The organism is Luteibacter sp. (genome assembly GCF_035539195.1).
Taxonomy (GTDB): domain Bacteria; phylum Pseudomonadota; class Gammaproteobacteria; order Xanthomonadales; family Rhodanobacteraceae; genus Luteibacter.
The window spans coordinates 66,112-84,385 of sequence record NZ_DATLIW010000034.1 but is presented as its reverse complement, the minus strand read 5'-3'; the positions used below and the strand labels follow the sequence as shown (position 1 = coordinate 84,385).

The 18,274-nt window shown below is 64.5% G+C and carries 12 protein-coding genes and 1 pseudogene; 8 read left to right on the top strand and 5 right to left on the bottom strand.

What is annotated here, in order from left to right; all coding sequences use genetic code 11:
- Positions 1-32: 32 nt before the first annotated feature.
- Positions 33-824 carry a TOBE domain-containing protein gene (locus VM621_RS13260; RefSeq protein WP_325469442.1) on the bottom strand — a complete coding sequence of 264 codons (792 nt, stop codon included), beginning with the start codon at positions 822-824 and terminating at the stop codon, positions 33-35.
- Positions 825-1,007: 183 nt separating this feature from the next.
- Here VM621_RS13260 and VM621_RS13255 point away from each other — a divergent pair, with 183 nt between their 5' ends.
- Complete coding sequence (locus VM621_RS13255) at positions 1,008-3,467, top strand: TonB-dependent receptor (RefSeq protein WP_325469441.1); 2,460 nt, start codon at positions 1,008-1,010, stop codon at positions 3,465-3,467.
- A gap of 47 nt (positions 3,468-3,514) precedes the next feature.
- Here the strand turns inward: VM621_RS13255 and VM621_RS13250 are convergent, their stop codons facing one another.
- Positions 3,515-4,786 (bottom strand): MgtC/SapB family protein, encoded by a 1,272-nt coding sequence (locus VM621_RS13250; RefSeq protein ID WP_325469440.1) that lies wholly within the window; start codon positions 4,784-4,786, stop codon positions 3,515-3,517.
- A gap of 41 nt (positions 4,787-4,827) precedes the next feature.
- Positions 4,828-7,308: pseudogene (glgP, locus tag VM621_RS13245) on the bottom strand (alpha-glucan family phosphorylase).
- 135 nt (positions 7,309-7,443) lie between these two features.
- Here glgP and glgX point away from each other — a divergent pair.
- The gene (gene glgX / locus VM621_RS13240) at positions 7,444-9,534 is read left to right on the top strand and encodes a glycogen debranching protein GlgX (RefSeq protein ID WP_325469439.1); all 2,091 of its coding nucleotides are present in this window, start codon (positions 7,444-7,446) and stop codon (positions 9,532-9,534) included.
- Between the two features lie 11 nt (positions 9,535-9,545).
- On the opposite strand, the gene VM621_RS13235 is transcribed toward glgX, so the two are convergent.
- Positions 9,546-10,919 (bottom strand): sigma-54 dependent transcriptional regulator, encoded by a 1,374-nt coding sequence (locus tag VM621_RS13235; RefSeq protein WP_325469438.1) that lies wholly within the window; start codon positions 10,917-10,919, stop codon positions 9,546-9,548.
- A 2-nt stretch (positions 10,920-10,921) separates the two neighbouring features.
- Complete coding sequence (locus VM621_RS13230) at positions 10,922-12,652, bottom strand: sensor histidine kinase (protein ID WP_325469437.1); 1,731 nt, start codon at positions 12,650-12,652, stop codon at positions 10,922-10,924.
- Between the two features lie 141 nt (positions 12,653-12,793).
- Between VM621_RS13230 and VM621_RS13225 the strand changes: the two genes are divergently transcribed.
- The 6 genes from VM621_RS13225 to VM621_RS13200 all read left to right on the top strand — a co-directional run bounded on the left by VM621_RS13225 (position 12,794) and on the right by VM621_RS13200 (position 18,239).
- A complete protein-coding gene (locus tag VM621_RS13225) occupies positions 12,794-13,894 on the top strand; it encodes a porin (RefSeq protein WP_325469436.1) in 1,101 nt (366 codons plus the stop codon).
- Positions 13,895-13,897: 3 nt separating this feature from the next.
- Positions 13,898-14,389 carry a hypothetical protein gene (locus VM621_RS13220; RefSeq protein WP_325469435.1) on the top strand — a complete coding sequence of 164 codons (492 nt, stop codon included), beginning with the start codon at positions 13,898-13,900 and terminating at the stop codon, positions 14,387-14,389.
- Between the two features lie 161 nt (positions 14,390-14,550).
- The gene (locus VM621_RS13215) at positions 14,551-15,291 is read left to right on the top strand and encodes a thermostable hemolysin (RefSeq protein ID WP_325469434.1); all 741 of its coding nucleotides are present in this window, start codon (positions 14,551-14,553) and stop codon (positions 15,289-15,291) included.
- On the top strand, positions 15,291-16,781 hold the full coding sequence (locus VM621_RS13210) for an AMP-binding protein (protein ID WP_325469433.1): 1,491 nt from the start codon (positions 15,291-15,293) through the stop codon (positions 16,779-16,781). The genes VM621_RS13215 and VM621_RS13210 overlap by 1 nt, the downstream gene beginning before the upstream one ends.
- Positions 16,768-17,433, top strand: coding sequence for an iron-containing redox enzyme family protein (locus tag VM621_RS13205; protein ID WP_325469432.1), 666 nt, complete (start codon positions 16,768-16,770; stop codon positions 17,431-17,433). The genes VM621_RS13210 and VM621_RS13205 overlap by 14 nt, the downstream gene beginning before the upstream one ends.
- On the top strand, positions 17,430-18,239 hold the full coding sequence (locus tag VM621_RS13200; protein ID WP_325469431.1) for an SDR family oxidoreductase: 810 nt from the start codon (positions 17,430-17,432) through the stop codon (positions 18,237-18,239). The genes VM621_RS13205 and VM621_RS13200 overlap by 4 nt, the downstream gene beginning before the upstream one ends.
- Positions 18,240-18,274: the final 35 nt, after the last annotated feature.

Here is an 18,274-nt window from a genome sequence, read left to right as displayed (position 1 = left end):
CATTTTCGCATGTCTGGGCGGGCGCGGGCGCTTCAGTCGGTGACGCCCACGATCACCGAGGCGGCGTCGAAGATAGCCAGCACAGCCATCCCCTCGACAAGGCCCAGGCTCTGGGCACTGTCCCTGGTAACGATCGAGGTCATCGTTCCACCTCCCTCGATGGCCACCGTCACTTCCGTGTTGACCGCCCCGGGATGGACCCTGACCACCTTGCCTTCCAGCTGATTGGAGGCGGACAGGCGCCCTCCCCCTGGCAGCCCGAGCATGATCCAGCTCGCCTTGACGAGGGCGATGACCGGGCGTCCGGGCGTCAACGCCAGGGCGGCGGTGCTCTCGGCGGTCACCGTCGCAATGAGCGTGGCACCGCCCGTCGTGCGGATGGCGATGCTGTCGTTGACCGCGCCTTTCGCGACGCGATCGACGACGCCGGCAAGCTGGTTTCTCGCACTGGTTCGCATGGTCAGGTGCCTCAGAAGATGGATGTCGTCGGTCACGTCTTCGCCGAGCAAGGCAAGGCGCTCGACGAACAGCCGGTGAGCCGATTCGATGCTGCGAAACGACGCGATGAGGCGTTCGGCCCGCGGGGTCAGTGTCGCCCCACCACCGCCCTTGCCGCCCGTCACGCGCAAGACCAGCGGCTCGCCGGCCAGGTTGTTCATGGCCTCGACCGCGTCCCAGGCGCCTTTGTAGCTCAGGCCCACCGCTTTCGCGGCAGCCGTGATCGACCCGGTCTGTCCGATCTGGGACAGCAGTTCGACGCGGTCCAGCCCACCCCAGCGCCGTACGCCGTCGGAGAGCCACAGGGAGCCTTCGTATTGGAGCATGCGGGTACCGGATTCGTAGGACGGCAGCAGTCTAGCGTCCCCTCGGGGGGCGATGCTTCCAAACGGATGGGCGAAATCTACATGCCACCTGCCGGCAGGATCTTGTAGCCTCGATTTCTCGCTATATAGTCCACTTTATATTGCGTCCGGACGCATCGGCCGGACCGGGCAAGGGGAGAAATCATGCATCGGCTCGTCCTCGGCGCCTTGGCGCTGCTGTGTCCCGTGTTTTCCGCAGCCGCAACGACGGTGGCGGAGGTCTCCACGACCGTCGACGACGGCAAGGACGTCACGACGCTCGACAGCGTGACGGTCACCTCCCGCCAACGCGAGGAGAACCTGCAAAAGGTCCCTCTCGCGGTCTCCGTGGTGGACGGCTACTGGCTCGACCGCTCATACACGGTCAACACGCAGCAGCTCGGCCAGTTGGTCCCGTCGCTGTACTACAACTCCGCCAACCCGCGTAACACGGCATACACGATTCGCGGCCTGGGCTCGAACACGCTGTCGGTCAGCGCGGCGAACGACGGCATCGAGCCCGGTGTCGGCTTCTACGTGGATGGGGTGTACCACGGCCGTCCGGCGACCGCCGCCTTCGACTTCACCGATATCGACCGCATCGAAGTACTGCGGGGACCACAGGGGACCCTGTTCGGCAAGAACACGACGGCAGGGGCGATCAATATCACCAGCCGAGCACCCACCTTCCAGCCGGAGGGGAGCGGTGAGATTTCATACGGCAACCAGGGGTTCCTCCAGGCGAAGGGCACGGTATCCGGCCCGTTGAGCCCGACCGTGGCCGGCCGCTTCTCCGCCCAGTTCACCGAGAAAGACGGATCGCTGCACAACGTCGCCACCGGCAAGGACGAGAACGCGATCGACAACTACGCCTTGCGCGGCCAGTTGCTGTTCAAGCCGGACGACAGCCTGAATGTGCGGCTGATCGGCGATGTCTCCAATCTCGATTCGGATTGCTGCACGCAGAACTACCTGCGCGTCGGAAGCAGCCTGCGCGGGGCCGCGCGGCAGTTCAACGGCCTTGCCGCGAACCTTCCCGCCCATGGCCTGCCTGCATATGCGCCACCGAGCCGTAATATCTACGACCGACTGACCGACATCGATGCCCCGCTGCACATCGATACGCAGGATGGCGGTGTATCCCTCAATGCCGACTGGAACGTGGGGGCCGTGACGCTGACCTCGATCTCCGCCTGGCGGTATTGGAAATGGGATGTCGCCAACGACCGTGACTACATAGGCGTGCCCATTCAAACCGTACAGCGCATCCCCTCACGCCAGGACCAGTACAGCCAGGAATTCCGCGTCGCCTCAAACGGCGACGGCCCCTTCAGCTATGTCGGCGGCCTTTACTTCTACACCCAGGAGATCAACGGCAAGCCGATCAGCATTTATGGTCCTGCCGCCACCTACTGGTTGGTCAGCACCACGAGTCTTCCGAACATGCCCGACAACCTCGCGGACGGCTATGGCCAGTACGGCGACTCGCATTACAGGATGAAGAGCTACGCGGCGTTCGGCGAGGCGAACTACAAGGTCACCGATCGCCTGACCGCAACGCTTGGCCTGCGTTACACCTATGAGGACAAGAACGGCAGCTATTCGACGACGGTGTCCGGTGGACTGCCGACCACGCCTGGCTCGGCGCAGGACAACGCAAAACTCTCGTTGTTCCGTCCGCAGAGTTATAGCGCGTCCGATAGCGGCGGCAACCCCTCGGGACGCGTCAACCTGGCCTATCAGTTCACCGATAACGCGTTGGGGTACGTGAGTTACGCCTACGGTTACAAATCCGGTGGCCTCAACATGTCCGGCCTGCCGTTGGACGCCGCGAACAATCCGGCCCTGGCGACGGCCGTAATCAGGGACGAAACAAACACCACGCGAGAGGCTGGCCTGAAGACCGCGTGGTGGGACGATCGCGCCACGTTGAACCTCGCCGCGTATCGGACCGTGGTCAAGAACTACCAGGCGAATGTCACCTCAAGCACCGAGACCGCGGCCTTGCGCACGTACCCGGCGAACATCCCCGAGGTACGCGTACAAGGTTTCGAGGGAGACTTCGCCATCCTCCTCTTCAAGGGATTCACGTTGCGTGCCTCGTTGGCTTATGCCGACGGCAAATACACCGACTACCCCAAAGGGCCCTGCCCCCTTGAATGGCAGAATCCGAACGCCGTCGGAGGGTGTCAGCCACTCAACCCACCTGCCAGCCTCGCCAACAAGACGTCGAACCCGCGAGGAAATCCCGACGTGCCGGGCGCTTATGTCTTGACAGGTCTGCCCTTGGCTGGCCTTTCCAAATGGGCGGGATCACTGGGCTTCGATTACGAACTCCCCGTCGGTGATGGCACTTTCCTCGCCCATGCCGACTCGAGTTCCCGCAGCGGTTACAACTCCGATACGGCCAACTCCATCTACACGAAGATCGCCGGCTATGCCGTCGTCAACGCAAGCGTGGGTTACCGCTTCAATGACAACTGGGAGATCGATGTCTTCGCGCGTAACCTGTTCGACAGGAACTACATCACCGCCCTCACGGTTCAGACGGGCAACTCCGGCTTGATCCTTGGTCAACCTAGCGATCCGAGAATGGTCGGCGTGACGGTGCGTGCCCGTTTTTAAGCGAGCAACCGTATGGATCGATGATCTTTCGCTTTCTCCGGTGGCGCTCACGGCGTCAACAGCAGGGCGAGCGCGAATGCACCGACGACGACCGTGAAACATGGGACGACTCTCATGGCGTAAGCACGCCCGCCTTTGAGGGCAGCCAGTATGCTCTTGAAGACCGTACTCACCGTAAAGGCAAGGAGCACACACCACGAGGCGAGCGGTACGTCCAACTGGCCGCCCGCGACCGACTGAGCCACCGAGGCGGCGGCGGCGTGGACGTCCGCCAGGCCGGCGGGAATCATCAGCCACGGCACGCTTCTGGCGCCTGCGTACTGGCCGATGATCGCCGTGAGCATGACCATGCCGCCCAGCATGCCAACAAAGCGGATGACCTCCCAGGGATCGAAAGGCCGCGCGCTTCCCAGCGAGCGCACATCGCCAATGGTACGCCACGACCGCCAACTCACCAGAACCGCCGAGACGATCGCCGTTCCGCCGGCCACAATGAGCGGTATGGACATCCGCACCAGGAACGCAGGTGACAACGAGCCGATCACGATAGCCAGCTGAACGATCGTTCCGACGTTGGACATGACCGCAGCCCCGGCGGCGGCCGGCGCCGTGGCAGGAGCGTCCCGGACACGACCACCCATCACGACCACCGTGGCGGTGCTGGAAGCGAAGCCTCCCGCCAGGCCAGCCACGGAGAGACCATAGCGAGTGCCGAACGCACGTACGGCCACATGGCCTGCGGAGGCCACCGCCATCACCGCGACAACCAGTGCCCAGAGCCTGCGCGGATTCAGGCTGGCCCAGGGATCGATGGTTCGATCGGGTACCAGTGGCAGAATCACGAAGGCTGCGCCCGCCAGGATCAGCAGATCGTGCAGTTCCTGCTGCGACAGCCATTGGCGCGAGAAGCGGTGAAGCTGGCCACGATGCGTGAGGATCAGTGCCAGGGCCACGCCCAGCCCCGCGGCCAAAGGTGGTGACGAGATCGCCAGAACGCCGATCAGGAAGGTCATGAGCATCGCCAATGGGGCCGTCATACCCAGTTCCTCGCCGCGCCCGCGCACGAGTGCGGCCGCGGCGACGAGAGTCAGGAAGAAGGCCGCGACATAGACGCCCGTCTCGCCGATCAGCTGGGCGGTCGCCCCCGTCAGGCCAAGAAGCGCAAAGGTGCGAATACCGGCGAGCGCACCGAGATGCTCGTGACGCTTGGACCGTTCGCGCTCCAGCCCCACCAGCAGCCCCACTGCCAAGGCAACGCCCAGCCCGACGATGTGACTGGACACATCGATGACTTGAGGGGGTATCGCCGATCCAGGCATGGAAGTTCTCCGAAGTGAGTCGAGCCAGAAGTCTCAACCGACTAGCGCTGCCACGTAATCAGTGGCAGTTCGGCGGGCAGGAACACATCCTCGCGCCACGGGCGTACTCGTAGGGTGTAGTGATTCGCCGGACGAAGGGCGGGAATAAGCGTCGAGAATTCCAGACCGCCCGTCGTGCCTGCGACCGCCGGACCTGCGTCCATGCGTATGCACGTAACCGGCGATCCATCATGCCCGTCGGCGTATACCTCCACCCGCACCCATTCCGGATGCACGCTACCCAGGTAGACATGGGCGCGGAATCGCCAGCGGTCAGCCTCCAGTCGCACGTCCACATCGCCGAACCGCACCTCGTGCCAGTGTGACGTCACCTGGCTGCTCCAGGTCGCCAGGTCACACGCCGAGCGACGCTGCCTGAAAGCGCTGACCGCAGGCAAGTAGAAGCGCTCGGTGTAATCGAGCAACATCCGGTTGCTGCTGAATGTCGGTGTGAGCCGCGACATGCTGCTGCGCATCCGTTGGACCCACTGCAGAGGAATGCCCCGTGCGTCACGATCGTAGAAGCACGGCACGACTTCGTCCTCGAGTATCCGGTATAGGGACTCGGCATCCTCGGCGTCGCCACCGCGGCCGTCGATCGCCCATCCGCAGCTCGCGTCGTATGCTTCCGCCCACCAGCCATCGAGCGTCGAGACGTTGAGGCCGCCATTGACCAGGATCTTCATGCCACTCGTGCCGCAAGCCTCCCATGGACGCCGCGGCGTATTGATCCAGACATCCACGCCCTCGACCAGGTGCTGGGCGAGCGCGAGGTCGTAGTCCTCGAGAAATACCGCCCGTCCGCCCAGTTCCGGTCGTTGGGTGAACGCCACCCAGGCGTGTATCTGCTGCTTGCCCAACGCATCGTCCGGATGCGCCTTACCCGCGATGATCAGTTGCACGGGGCGATCGGCGTTCGTGAGCAGGTGCACCAGTCGTTGGACGTCATGAAGCAACAGGTCCATGCGCTTGTACTCGGTAAAACGTCGCGCCATGCCCACCGTCAGGACATTCGGATCGAGCATGCGCAGAGCCTGTTCCACCTGTTCGGGTGACTCCCCTCGCAGCAGCAACTGCTGGGCCCCGCGGTCCCGGGCATAGCGGACGAGTTCGCTCCGTTGGTTGGCCGCGAGCGTCCACAGGGTGAGGTCGTCGGAAGCCGCCACTGCCGCTTCGAGACATGAGAGGTCGCCCAGCCATCGACCCTTGCCACAGGTGCGCGTCCACAGTGCGTCCGCCCAGCTCGAGTCCCATGACGGCACGTGGACGCCGTTGGTGACATGGCGTACAGGCACTTCGTGGAGAGGCCAGCGCCTGTATAGCCCGGCGAAGAGCTGTCGGCTGGTCGCGCCGTGCAGGCGGCTCACCGCGCTCGTTTGCGCACACCCTCGCATGGCGAGGTATGCCATGTTGAAGTCCTCACGGTCATTGCTCGGATCGACCCTGCCCAGCGCCAGGAAATCGTGCAGCCCTATCTCGCAATCGGCGAGCAGGTCGCGGGCATATTTTTCGACGAGCGAGGGCGCGAAGGCATCGAACCCAGCCGCGACTGGCGTATGCGTCGTGAACACGTTGCCGGCGCGCGTGGCCCACTAGGCATCGTGGAAGGTACCACCTGTGCGATGCATGTAACGACGGGCGCGCTCGAGTACGGCGAGCGCCGCGTGACCTTCGTTGAGATGGCACACCTCGACCTCGCAGTTCAAGGCATCCAGCAGCGCCCATCCCCCGATTCCCAGTACCACGTCTTGCATGAGGCGCATCTCGGAGCCACCACCGTAGAGCTTCGAGGTGATGCCGCGGTCGGCCGCGCCGTTGAGCATGTGGTTGCTGTCCAGCAGATAGAGCCGCGATCGCCCGACCTGCGCTTGCCAAACGCGAAGGCGAAGTGTCCTGCCTAGTATCGGCAACGCCAGTTCCAACCACGCATTGTCCGCGCCGAGCGCTGGCTGGATAGGAAGGTTTGTCGGATCGTTGAACGGGTACGCCTCGGACTGCTTTCCATCTGCGTCGATGATCTGACGGAAATAGCCCTCCTGAAACAACAAACCCACACCCACCATGGGCAAGTCCAGGTCGCTGGCGGTTTTCAGATAGTCGCCGGCCAGCACGCCCAGGCCACCGGCATAGAGCGGCAACGCCTCGCTCAAACCGAACTCCATGCTGAAGTACGCCACGTGCCGAGGCGCCTCGCCGCCCCAGCGGGCCGCACACACACCCGGCGTGTCGAGGTAATGGCGGCGCGCGTCCGTGGCCGAATTCAGTTTCTGCAGGAATCCGGGATCCCCGCTCAGGCGCTCGAGCTGTACCTGCGGCGTGTTCTGTAGGACCAGCCATGGGTTGTGTGTGTGGCCCCAGATGTCGGCGTCGACCTCACGCCAAAGCTCGTCCACTCCGTGGTGCCAGGTCCAACGAAGGTCGAGAGCCAGCTCCGTCAGTGGGTCGAGTACGGACGGCAAGGGGCGTGGCAGTATCCGGTACATGCGTCACACAACCTCTGGCAATCGGGCGTCATGCCAAGGTCGCCGAAAAAAATCCCGGGTGTCTTGACGACGATCAAGTGCCCGGTCGTGCCGGCAGCCACAGTGGCGTGGCCCTCGCAGAGCAACGGTAAGCGCATGATAGGACCCCCATTCACTCTCACGACCGGGGAGGCGCAGCCCCTCGGGGCGCATTGGGACGGCCGCGGCGTCAACATGGCGGTCTTCTCGCGACATGCGACGCGCGTGGAGTGGTGCCTGTTCGACGAGACGGGAGAGCACGAACTCGCCCGTCTCGTCCTTCCCGCCCGTGACGGTGACATCTGGCATGGCTACCTCGAAGGGGCTTCGCCCGGATGCGTCTACGGCTTACGAGCCTTCGGTCCCTATGCGCCTCACGAGGGCCACCGCTTCAATCCGCACAAGCTTCTGATCGATCCCCACGCCCGGGCACTCCTCGGGCATGTCACCTGGAACGCCGCGGTATTCGCTTGTGCGAACGATCAGGACAGCGCCGCGTTCGTTCCCAAGTGCATCGTGGTGGCGTCTTTGCCACCGCTTTCCCAACGCCCCCCGCGACCGGGCACGCCATGGCGGGACACCGTTCTCTACGAGCTGCACGTCAAAGGCTATAGCCACAGCCACCCGGACATCCCCGAGTCCCTTCGCGGCACCGTGGCGGCGTTAGGCGAACACTGCCTCATCGACCATTGGAAGGCGCTTGGGGTGACGACCATCGAACTGATGCCGATGGCCAGCTTCCTCGACGAAACCGACCTCGTACGGCATGGACTTTCCGATTACTGGGGCTACAACCCGATCGCGCCGCTCGCCATCCACGCGCCCTACCTGTCGAGCGGGCAGGCGCGCGAGATGGCGGATACTGTCGATCGGCTCCATGAGGCGGAAATTGAGGTCATCGTGGACATCGTGCTCAACCATACGGCCGAGGGCGGCGCCGATGGCCCCACCCTCTCGCTGCGCGGCCTGGACAATGCCACGTACTACCAGCTCCAGACGGGCAATGCCCAGGAATATGTGGACGACTCCGGCTGCGGCAACACGCTGGACCCCAACGAGCCGGCCGTCATCGCCCTGTTCCATGCCGCCCTTCGCTACTGGGCGTGCGAGATCGGTGTCGACGGCTTCCGATTCGACCTGGCAACACTCCTGAGCCGTACTGAGACGGGAAGCTTCGACGCGGATGCGCCGTTGTGGCGAACCATCGCCGCCGATCCCGATCTTCGCGATCTCAAATTGATCGCCGAACCATGGGATCCCTCCAGGCACGGTAGCGCCCTCGGCGCCTTCCCCGCCCCGGTTCGCGAATGGAACGGTCGCTATCGTGACGATGTGCGACGGTTCTGGCGCGGTGACGCGAGCACGCGCGGTGGCATGGCGACGCGTCTTGCGGGTTCGAGCGACATATTCGGGCACGGCGGGCGCACCCCCTCGTTCGGCATCAACTTCATCACATGCCACGATGGCTTCACGCTTGCCGACCTCACGGCGTACGCCACAAAGCACAACGAAGCCAATGCCTATGGGAACAGGGACGGAACCGATTGCGACTGGAGCGCGAACGGGGGCGAGGAAGGTGACACGGACCACAGGGACCTGCTTGTGCGACGCCGCCGCCTGCGCTGCGCGATGCTGGCGACGCTTGCGCTGTCGCGAGGTGTTCCCATGCTCCTGGCGGGCGACGAGCTATCGCGAACGCAGCGCGGTAACAACAACGCATTCTGCCAAGATAACGCGCTGAGCTGGGTCGACTGGACCGCGCGTGACGATCCCCTTCGCGACCTACGCGCGTTTGTGACACAGGCGTTCGCGTGGCGCCGCCAATGGCGATCGCCACGAATGGATGCTTTCTTCTCCGGCACGGCGCCGAGCGCTCATCCCGACGACAAGGACATACGCTGGTTCGAACCCTCGGGTACGGAGGTCGAAAGCACTCGATGGGATGACGCCGGCAAGCTCGGCCTTGGCGCACTCATGACTTTGCATGGCCCGGCTGCGTGGGACCCGGAGCGCCTGTTTCTGGCGTTCAATCCGACCGACGCGATCCTTTCCTTCCGCCTGCCCGCGCCGGATGGCGTGCAAAGCTGGTGCACGGTTCTCGACGCGGACAGCGTCCAGCAGGAATCGGCCAGTGTCCACCTCGCGGGCGCGGACGTATGCGTTCCATCCGGTGGTTTGCTGGTGTGGGTACCGCACCGCCTCCCGTGAGGTCGGTCCGTTCAAGTCAGCCCGTATCGCTTGATCTTGTACCAGAGCGCGCGCTCGCTGATCTCGAGCAATCTTGCGGCGGCGGCTTTGTTCTTCCCTGCCGAATCGAGAGCCGCTTCGATCAGGCGACGTTCGAGTTCATCCACCTGGGGCCTCAGTGCCAGTGACTGCGGCAGTGGCTGCGCCGTCGCGGGGGCAACCGGCGGCCGGACGGCCGCGACCTGTTCCGGTCTCAGTTCGGCTGGCAGGTATGCCGCGGTGATCAGGTCGCCCCGGCAAAGCACCATCGCCCGCTCGATAAGGTTCTCGAGTTCGCGGACATTGCCTGGCCACGCATAGCTTTCCAGCATGCCCAGCGCTTCGGGCGACAACCGCGGCGGCGACCTGCTCAGTTCGGCGGAATACTTTTGTACGAAATAGTCGACGAGCAAGGGAATATCGTCGCGCCGGTCGCGTAGCAGAGGCACGTCGACGCGGACCACATTCAAGCGGAAGTAGAGGTCGCGCCGCAGAAGCCCGGCGTCCACCGAGTGCAGCGGATCGCGGTTGGTGGCGGCGACGACGCGCAGGTCGACCGGTGTCGCAGCATTGGCGCCGACCTTCTCGATCACGGACTCCTGAAGGACGCGCAAGAGCTTCGCTTGCAAGCCGATCGGCATCTCGGTTATCTCGTCCAGGAACAGAGTGCCGCCACTGGCAAGCTCACACTTGCCGATCCGGTCACGCACCGCTCCGGTAAACGCGCCCTTGACGTGCCCGAACAGCTCGCTCTCGAGCAGGTCCGCCGGGATCGCGGCGCAGTTGATCGGCACGAACAGACCGCTGCGACCGGACGCGACGTGGATGGCGCGCGCCACCAGCTCCTTGCCTGTGCCTGTTTCTCCAACGACGAAGACGCTGCTGCGGGTGGGCGCCACCTGTTGCAGCAGTTCATAGAGCGACTGCATCGCGTGGCTGGTGCCGACGAAGTCTCCCCAACCGCGCGATACCTCGTCCTTCAGAAAGCGGTTCTCGCGTTGCACCACCTGCATCGTCAAGGCGCGCGTCACCGCCATCTCGATGGTTTCCATCTCGAATGGCCGGATGATGTAGTCGGCGGCGCCGACCTTCATGGCGGCGACCGCCGTCTCGATGGTCCCATAGGCGGTCATCACGATGACCGGGATGTCGTTGTCGGCATCGCGCAGGGCGGCGAGCAGGCCAATGCCGTCCAGCCGCGGCATGCGCAGGTCGGTCAGGACCAGGTCGAACGAGCCCGATTCGATCTTCGCCAGGGCTTCCTGGCCATCGCCGGCCTGCTCCACCTCGTGCCCCATCGATTTGAGCGAAAGCTCCAGGATGCGACGCATCTTCGCTTCGTTGTCGACCACCAGTATCCGTTTCATTGTCATTTCGCAAGCTCTTCATGGTCGAAACGGATGTTGAACGAGGCCCCACCCCAGGCACTTTCGCTGACCGACAAGACGCCGCCATGCGCCTGCACGATCTGTTGAACGATGGTCAGGCCCAGCCCGATCCCCCCTTCCCTGCGGCTGAAGAAGGGATCGAAAATTCGCTGGCGCAACTCCACGGGTACGCCTGGACCGTCGTCGGCGACGCTGATCCACAGCGCATCCTCGTCACGATGCGTGCTTACCCGTACACGACCTCCGTCGCCGACGAAGGACAACGCATTGAGAATGAGGTTCAGGAATACCTGCATCATTTGCTCGCGATCGCAGTTGAGTACCACGCCGCCACCATCGGACTGCCTCGACAGCGTGACGCCGGAGCGCTCGACGCGGGATTCGAGCAGGGCGAGAACGCTGTCGACGATTGCGAGGAGGTCGTGCGGCATGAACTCCGGCGGATTCGGGCGGGCACATTCCAGCAGGAGGGTCACCAGCCGGTTCAACCGTTCGGTCTCGCTGAAGATGAAGCCGATCAGCTCGCGCTGCCTGTCGTCGAGGTCGGGCTCCCTTTGCAGAAGCTGAGCCGAACTGCGCAGGATGCCCATGGGCGTTCGCACCTCATGCGCCATGATCGCGGCCATCTCGCCGACCACGGCCAGCTTGCCGGCGCGGACGACCTGCTCGCGGGAGTGTTCGAGCGCCTGGATCATTTCGGTATAAGCCGCGTGCAGTTCGTCGACTTCCACAGTGGCGCCGGAGGGTATCGTCGGCAGCGAGGCATGCCCCTGACGAAAGCCGCGAGTGAACTCCGTCAGGGCCACGATCGGCGACACGATGCGATCGGCAAGGCGGGACGATATCCATAGCCCGGTCAGCAGCGTCACCAGCAACACGCCTACCATGGCCCACAGGAGGGCCCAGATAGGACCGAACGACACCGTGGTCGGTTCGATCATGAGGGTGTGCCAGCCCAGCCCTTCGAAAGGCGGCGAACCGCCGGACGTCGCCACGCCGACAAGCAGCTCGCCGTAGTCGAGACCGTCGCCTTCATGGGTGTAAGACGCCGCTCCGGCCGACGGGAGCTTCCATCGATCCAGACGGAGGCGCCCAAGCCCCGGCTGCGCGCGCAGGACGGCGGATGCCCCGAGAACGCGACCACCGTGGTCGACCAGAAGAAGCCCTCGGGAGCCGTGGCTCACTGCGTCGTCGAGCAGATCCTGCACCGTTCGCCAGTCGAGGAAGGCGTAGAGATAGCCGATCGTGCCGTCGCCGAAGGCATTCGGAATCGCACTGCGCAAGACGATGGCAGTCGTGCCGGCCGCTCCGGACGCCAGCGTGACCGAGATCGTCTCGAGCCCTGCTCCCGGAACCGTCGTCCATCCCGACAGGTGCGGCGCATTGCCGCCGATAAAAGACGCGTTGCTGGAGGCAACGACCTGCCCATGCGCGTCGGTGCACAGCAGCACGTCGTATACCTTGTCCTGACCGGCCCGCAGATTGGAGAGGAAGTTGGACAACCTCTTGTCCACATCCTTCACTCGGATATCCTGCATGACCTCGAGGCCGCGCCAGACACGCATGTTCTCGATGTGGGCGAACAGGAGAGTATCGATGCGCTGCATCATCGCGGTTGCGCCGAAGCGCAGGTTTCCGGCGATTTCGGACTGCAGGGCGCTGCGGAACTGGAAAAACGACAGCGCGCCGACCACGGTCATGGTGCCGAGCATGGTCCAGAAAAGGAGCCTGAAAAGTGCCGATCGTGTCGTCAAGGCGGGTCAGCTTTGAGAATGCCTGCGCCAGTGTCGCAGAATCGGGCGTAGCTTATGCCATCCTCCTTCCGTCCACGTTTCACCCCTGAAGGTATCGCCATGAGCCGGCATTCGCGTTGTCCCCTGAGCCTTGGCGTGATCGCTCTGGTGTCGGCCCTTTGCACCGCCTCGCCCGCCCGCGCAGGCGACGCCACGCAGGGCGACAGCTGGAAGCCGGCCCCCTACTCGCTCGGCCAGGGGCTCTACTTTCCCGACCAGGGCCTGCGGATCGGAGGCTATGCCGACGTCCACTTCTTCGATCTGCGCGGCTCGCGCGCGGATTCGAGCCTGCGCGATGTGAGCCTGTTCGTCACCAAGGACCTGGGCAGCCGCTGGCAGTTGTTCACCGAGCTGGCGACGTCGCGCACCGTGAATGTCACCGGCGCGCAGAACGGCGGCGGCTCGGCGGAGGTCGACGTGGAACGGCTCTACGCCGATTTCCATGCCACGCCCGGAATGACATTGCGTTTTGGCAAGTTCCTCACGCCCATCGGCGAGTGGAACCTCGTGCATGCCGATCCACTGACCTGGACCGTATCGCGGCCTCTTTCCACCTCGACGGCGTTCGCCCGCCATGCCACCGGTGCGATGGCGTTCGGTACGATCGCCGTGAAGGGACGGGACCTCGACTATTGGGTCTTTGCCGACGACAGCAAGAACCTGGGTATCGGCCAGGACGCCGACGATGCATTCACCGACTACACCGGTGACCGGAGCCCGCGAAACAACTTTCTTCACGCGTTCGGCGGCCGCGTCCTGTACCACCTGGCGGGCGACAGTCTCGCCGTGGGTGCCTCGTACGTCGCCTATCAGCTCGAACAGCCTAAGCACGACTACCAGCTCACGGGGATCGATTTCACCTGGACCACCCGGTACGTTGAACTCACCGGCGAAGCGATCTATCGAACCGGCGCGTCCCCGCTTTCCAGCGAACGCGGTGGCTTCGTCGAGGCGGGTATTCCCATCGTTTCGCACCTTTACCTGATCGGCCGCATCGAGCGGTATCACACGTCGGAGCCGGAAACGACGACGGTCGTGCGAACCGAGGCCATCAATTACCGTCCCATCTCCGGCCTGGTCCTCAAGCTGGAGCATCGCAATGGCCGCGGCGGTGACATCGTCCCCGCCGGCTGGCTGGCGTCCGTCTCGGTGCTGTTCTGACCTATGCCAACGCGACGCCATGCCGCAAGGCTTCTGCTCTACGGGCTGCTTTTCGTGGCCCAGTCCGCGTTGGCGGCACAGGTGCAGGTCGCCGTGATCACGGCACCGGCGGAGCCCCGTCTTTCGTTCGACCGGGACATCCTGCGCAACATCTATCTCAAGCGGATCTTCGTCGACAACGACGGCGTCAAGCTCACGCCGGTGAACCTTCCCGCCCATTCTCCCCTGCGTGACGCCTTCACCCGGACCATCCTGCACATGTCGGAACAGCCGATGCAGGATTACTGGGACAAACAGTACTTCCAGGGCGTCAGTCCGCCGTACGTGCTGGCCTCGGACGAGGCGGTGGTCCGCTTCGTGGCGGCGACGCCCGGCGCCGTCGGCTATGTCGCTTCGTGCCACGCCGACGCGAGCGTCCGCGTCGTCATGTTGCTGCCGCTGCCGGCAACCATGAGTGAAACGGGGCTGTGTGCGGATCGCGCCACCGCTCCCTGAGCGATCCGACATTTCTTGCAGACAATTCATGCGCACTGCAACGAGCGAGGGGTGCGGTCTCTCGGTAAAAACAGAGTTAATTACAATATATTCAATCACATAGATCATTGGCACGGATATCGCATTGTAAGGGTCACCCTCCCCCCCGCGAGCGATGCCCCATGTCCCTCCCCGCGCTGCCGCTCCCGCCCGATCCTTGTGTACTCGATGCGGTGGCACCCTTGCTCGCCGAACTTCGCAGTCCGGTATGCGTCGATGTCGTCGATGGACGGCACCCCGATCGCGCGCAAGCCGAGGCCTTCGTCCATCGGATCTTCGAGCGACGCTACGGCGCCGACGTAAAGGCATTCCATCCCACCCTGCTGACTTTCCGCGACCACGCGCAGTACCGGGCGGTGGTCGGCTTTCGTGGTGGCCTCGAGGGCACCCTGTTCTCGGAGCAGTACCTATCCAGCCCGGCCCAGCACATGATCGCCGACCGCTTGGGCGTCCAGATCGAACGCGACCAGCTGGTCGAGGTGGGACACCTCGCGTTGGAGAAGCCGGGCGATACACGCTGGGCGATCTCGGCAGCCACGCAGCATCTGCACGCACGCGGCTATCGCTGGGTTCTATTTACGGCGACGCGTGTCCTCTTCAACACGTTCCAGCGGCTGGGCTTGCGTCCGATCGTTCTTACCAGCGCGCGCGCTTCGCGCCTCACCGATGGTGGAAGGCATTGGGGCGACTACTACCACACCAAGCCGGTCGTCTGCGTCGGCAACATCGATTCGGGCCAACGGAAGCTGTACCGGCATGTGGGCGCCGCGCAGCCAAGACTGCACGCGCTCTTCCGTGACAGCCGGGAGAGTGCCTCGCCGGACTGGAAAATGCCGCACGCCCTGCCCTGTGGAGGTGCGTGATGCGGAGCATCCTGAAGCGCCTTGGGCATCATGCCCTGACGCGGCCGCAGGCGGTCGCGCTCGAGGACGCTGCCGGCTCGATGACCTATCGCGAGCTTGCACGCGCGATCGCCGAGGTCGGCAGGCGCATCGCCGCCGAGCGCGTCGCCGTGATGATGGACAACGGCATGTCATGGGCGGTTGTCGATCTGACGATCGCCGCATCCGGTGCGGTCTCGATACCGGTACCGGCCTTCTTCAGCGATGAGCAGATCGAGCATCTGCTGAACGACGCGGCGCCCGACCTGCTGATCACCGACCGTCCCGAGCGCGGTGTCGGCCTGTCGCGCGTCTTGCATCACGAGACGATCGCGATCGGCAACGACGACATCCATCTGTACACCCTGCAGCCGGGAAGTCGCCGCACCCTCCCCTCGGACACCGGCAAGATCACCTATACATCGGGCACCACCCAACAGCCCAAGGGCGTTTGCATCACGCGTGCCGCTATCGACGAGGTTGCCGATGCACTGGCAGATGCCGTGGCGGCAAGCGTGGACGATCGCAGTCTCACGGTTCTTCCACTGTCGACCCTGCTGGCGAACATCGGCGGCCTCTATGTACCGATCATCCGCGGCGCGACGGCGATGCTTCCCGCGCTGGCGCAGTGCGGCTTCACCGGCTCCAGCGCGGTGGATCCGATGACGTTCATTGGGGCGTTTCATCGATTTTCGCCCAGCGCGACGATCCTCGTGCCGCAGCTGCTAAAGCTCGTTGTCGAATGCGCGCAGGCCGGTGCTCCCCTGCCTTCCACCCTGCGTTTCGTTGCCGTGGGCGGCGCACCGTGTTCGGCCCCCTTGATCGGCCGTGCGAGGTCCTTCGGCATCCCGGTCTACGAGGGCTACGGCCTGTCCGAGGCCACATCGGTCGTCAGCATGAACCGCCCGGGCTGCGAACGCGCCGGAAGCGTCGGCATGCCCTTGCCACACGCGCGCGTCCGTATTGCCGACGACGGTGAAATCATCGTCTCGGGTGCGCTGTTCGGCGGCTACCTCGGCCTGTACGACCCGCAGCCGGAGGCGTGGCATACCGGCGATACGGGTTGGCTCGACGCGGACGGTTTCCTGTACGTCACCGGCCGGAAGAAGACCGCGTTCGCCACGGCGTTCGGTCGCAACGTATCGCCCGAGTGGGTCGAGAGCGAACTCGTCGCCACACGGGCTATCCAGCAGGCTGCCGTGTTCGGCGAGGGGCGTCCCTTCAACGTCGCGGTGGTCGTACCTATGCCTGGCGCCTCGCCCGACCAGATCGACGCCGCCATCGACGCGACCAACGCGCGATTGCCCGACTACGCACGCGTGCATGCCTGGTGCCCGGCCGACATGCCGTTCGGCGCCGCCAACGGCCTGGCCCGTCCCGGTGGCACGCCGAACCGGGCAGCCATCGCAGCGCGTCATGCCGCCGCTATCGAATCCCTTTACGAGAGAGAAGACCTCCATGTCCACCCATGATCGTCTCGTTCGCGAAACAGAGACGAGTCGCCAGGCGTTCCTGTCGATCCCCATCATCGAGCGTGCCCTCCGTGGCGAGGTGACGCCTCGCGAATACATCGTCTTTCTCAGCCAGGCCTACCAGCACGTGCGGCAGACCGTTCCGCTCATGATGGGCATGGGCTACCACCTGCCCGAACGCCTGCGTTGGATGTTGCCCGCCGTCGCGGAGTACATCGAGGAGGAAATCGGCCATGACCAGTGGATCCTCGACGATCTGCTCGCCTGCGGCGCCGACCCCGAGCGTATCCGTCTCGCGCCGCCCATGCGCTCGACGGAACTGATGATCGCCTACGCCCACGATGGCATCGCCCGGGGCAATCCGGTGTCGTTCCTCGGCATGGTGTTCGTGCTCGAAGGCGTCAGCGTGGCCCTTGCCACCCGCGCGGCCGGTGCCCTGCAGACCGCGCTCGGCTTGCCGAAGACCGCGTTCCGCTACCTGGCATCGCACGGCGCCCTCGACGTGGACCATGTCGGTTTCTACGAGCAGCTCGTCGACCGGCTGGACAGCGACGAAGACCGCCGGGTACTGATCCACGCCGCCAACCGCTTCTACGGCCTCTACGGAGACATTTTCCGTGAGATCGATGCTGTCACTTCGGAGTCGCCATGAGCATGGACCTACGTGAACAACGCATTCTCCTCACCGGAGCGGCAGGCGGTATTGGGCGCGAGTTGGCCGAAGCGCTCGCCGCCAAGGGCGCGCGGCTCGGACTGCTCGGTCGTACGGATGCCTCCGTCGCCAGCCTGGAGCACCTCATCGCCACGCAACGCATGGACGCGATCGTGCTCCAGGCCGACCTGACCGATGCCCAGGCGCGTCGCGCCGCGGTGACGCGGATGGCGCAGGCTTTCGGTGGCGTCGATATCCTGATCAATCTGGCCGGCGTCCTCGATTTCCGTTTCTTCGACCAGGCGGACGCCGGCGCCATCACCCGGACGATGCAGATCAATGTCGAGGCGCCCATGCAAATGGCGCGCGAGGTCCTCCCCGCCATGCTCGGCCGGGGATCGGGGCGGATCGTCAATGTCGGTTCCACCTTCGGCAGCATCGGTTACCCGGGGTTCGCCGCGTACTCGGCGAGCAAGTTCGCCTTGCGCGGCTTTTCGCAGGCGCTGCGGCGCGAATTGTACGGGACGGGTGTCGGCGTGACTTACGTCGCGCCCAGGGCCGTGCGCACGGCGTTCAACCCTCCCGCCGTGCACCTCATGGCCGAGCGCAAGCTGATGCACATGGACGAACCTGCCTGGGTGGCGGCACGCATCGTGCGCGCGATCGAGAAGGAACGCAGCGAAGCGTATCTGGGCTTTCCGGAAAGCCTGTTCGCGCGGCTCAACGGCGTCTTTCCTTCGCTGGTCGACGGTGCACTCAAGAAGGTCCTGCCGGACCTGGCATACCACGCGCGGAATGTGTCGTGACCGCACCGGCCCATACCACTCACATCGGAGGCTCA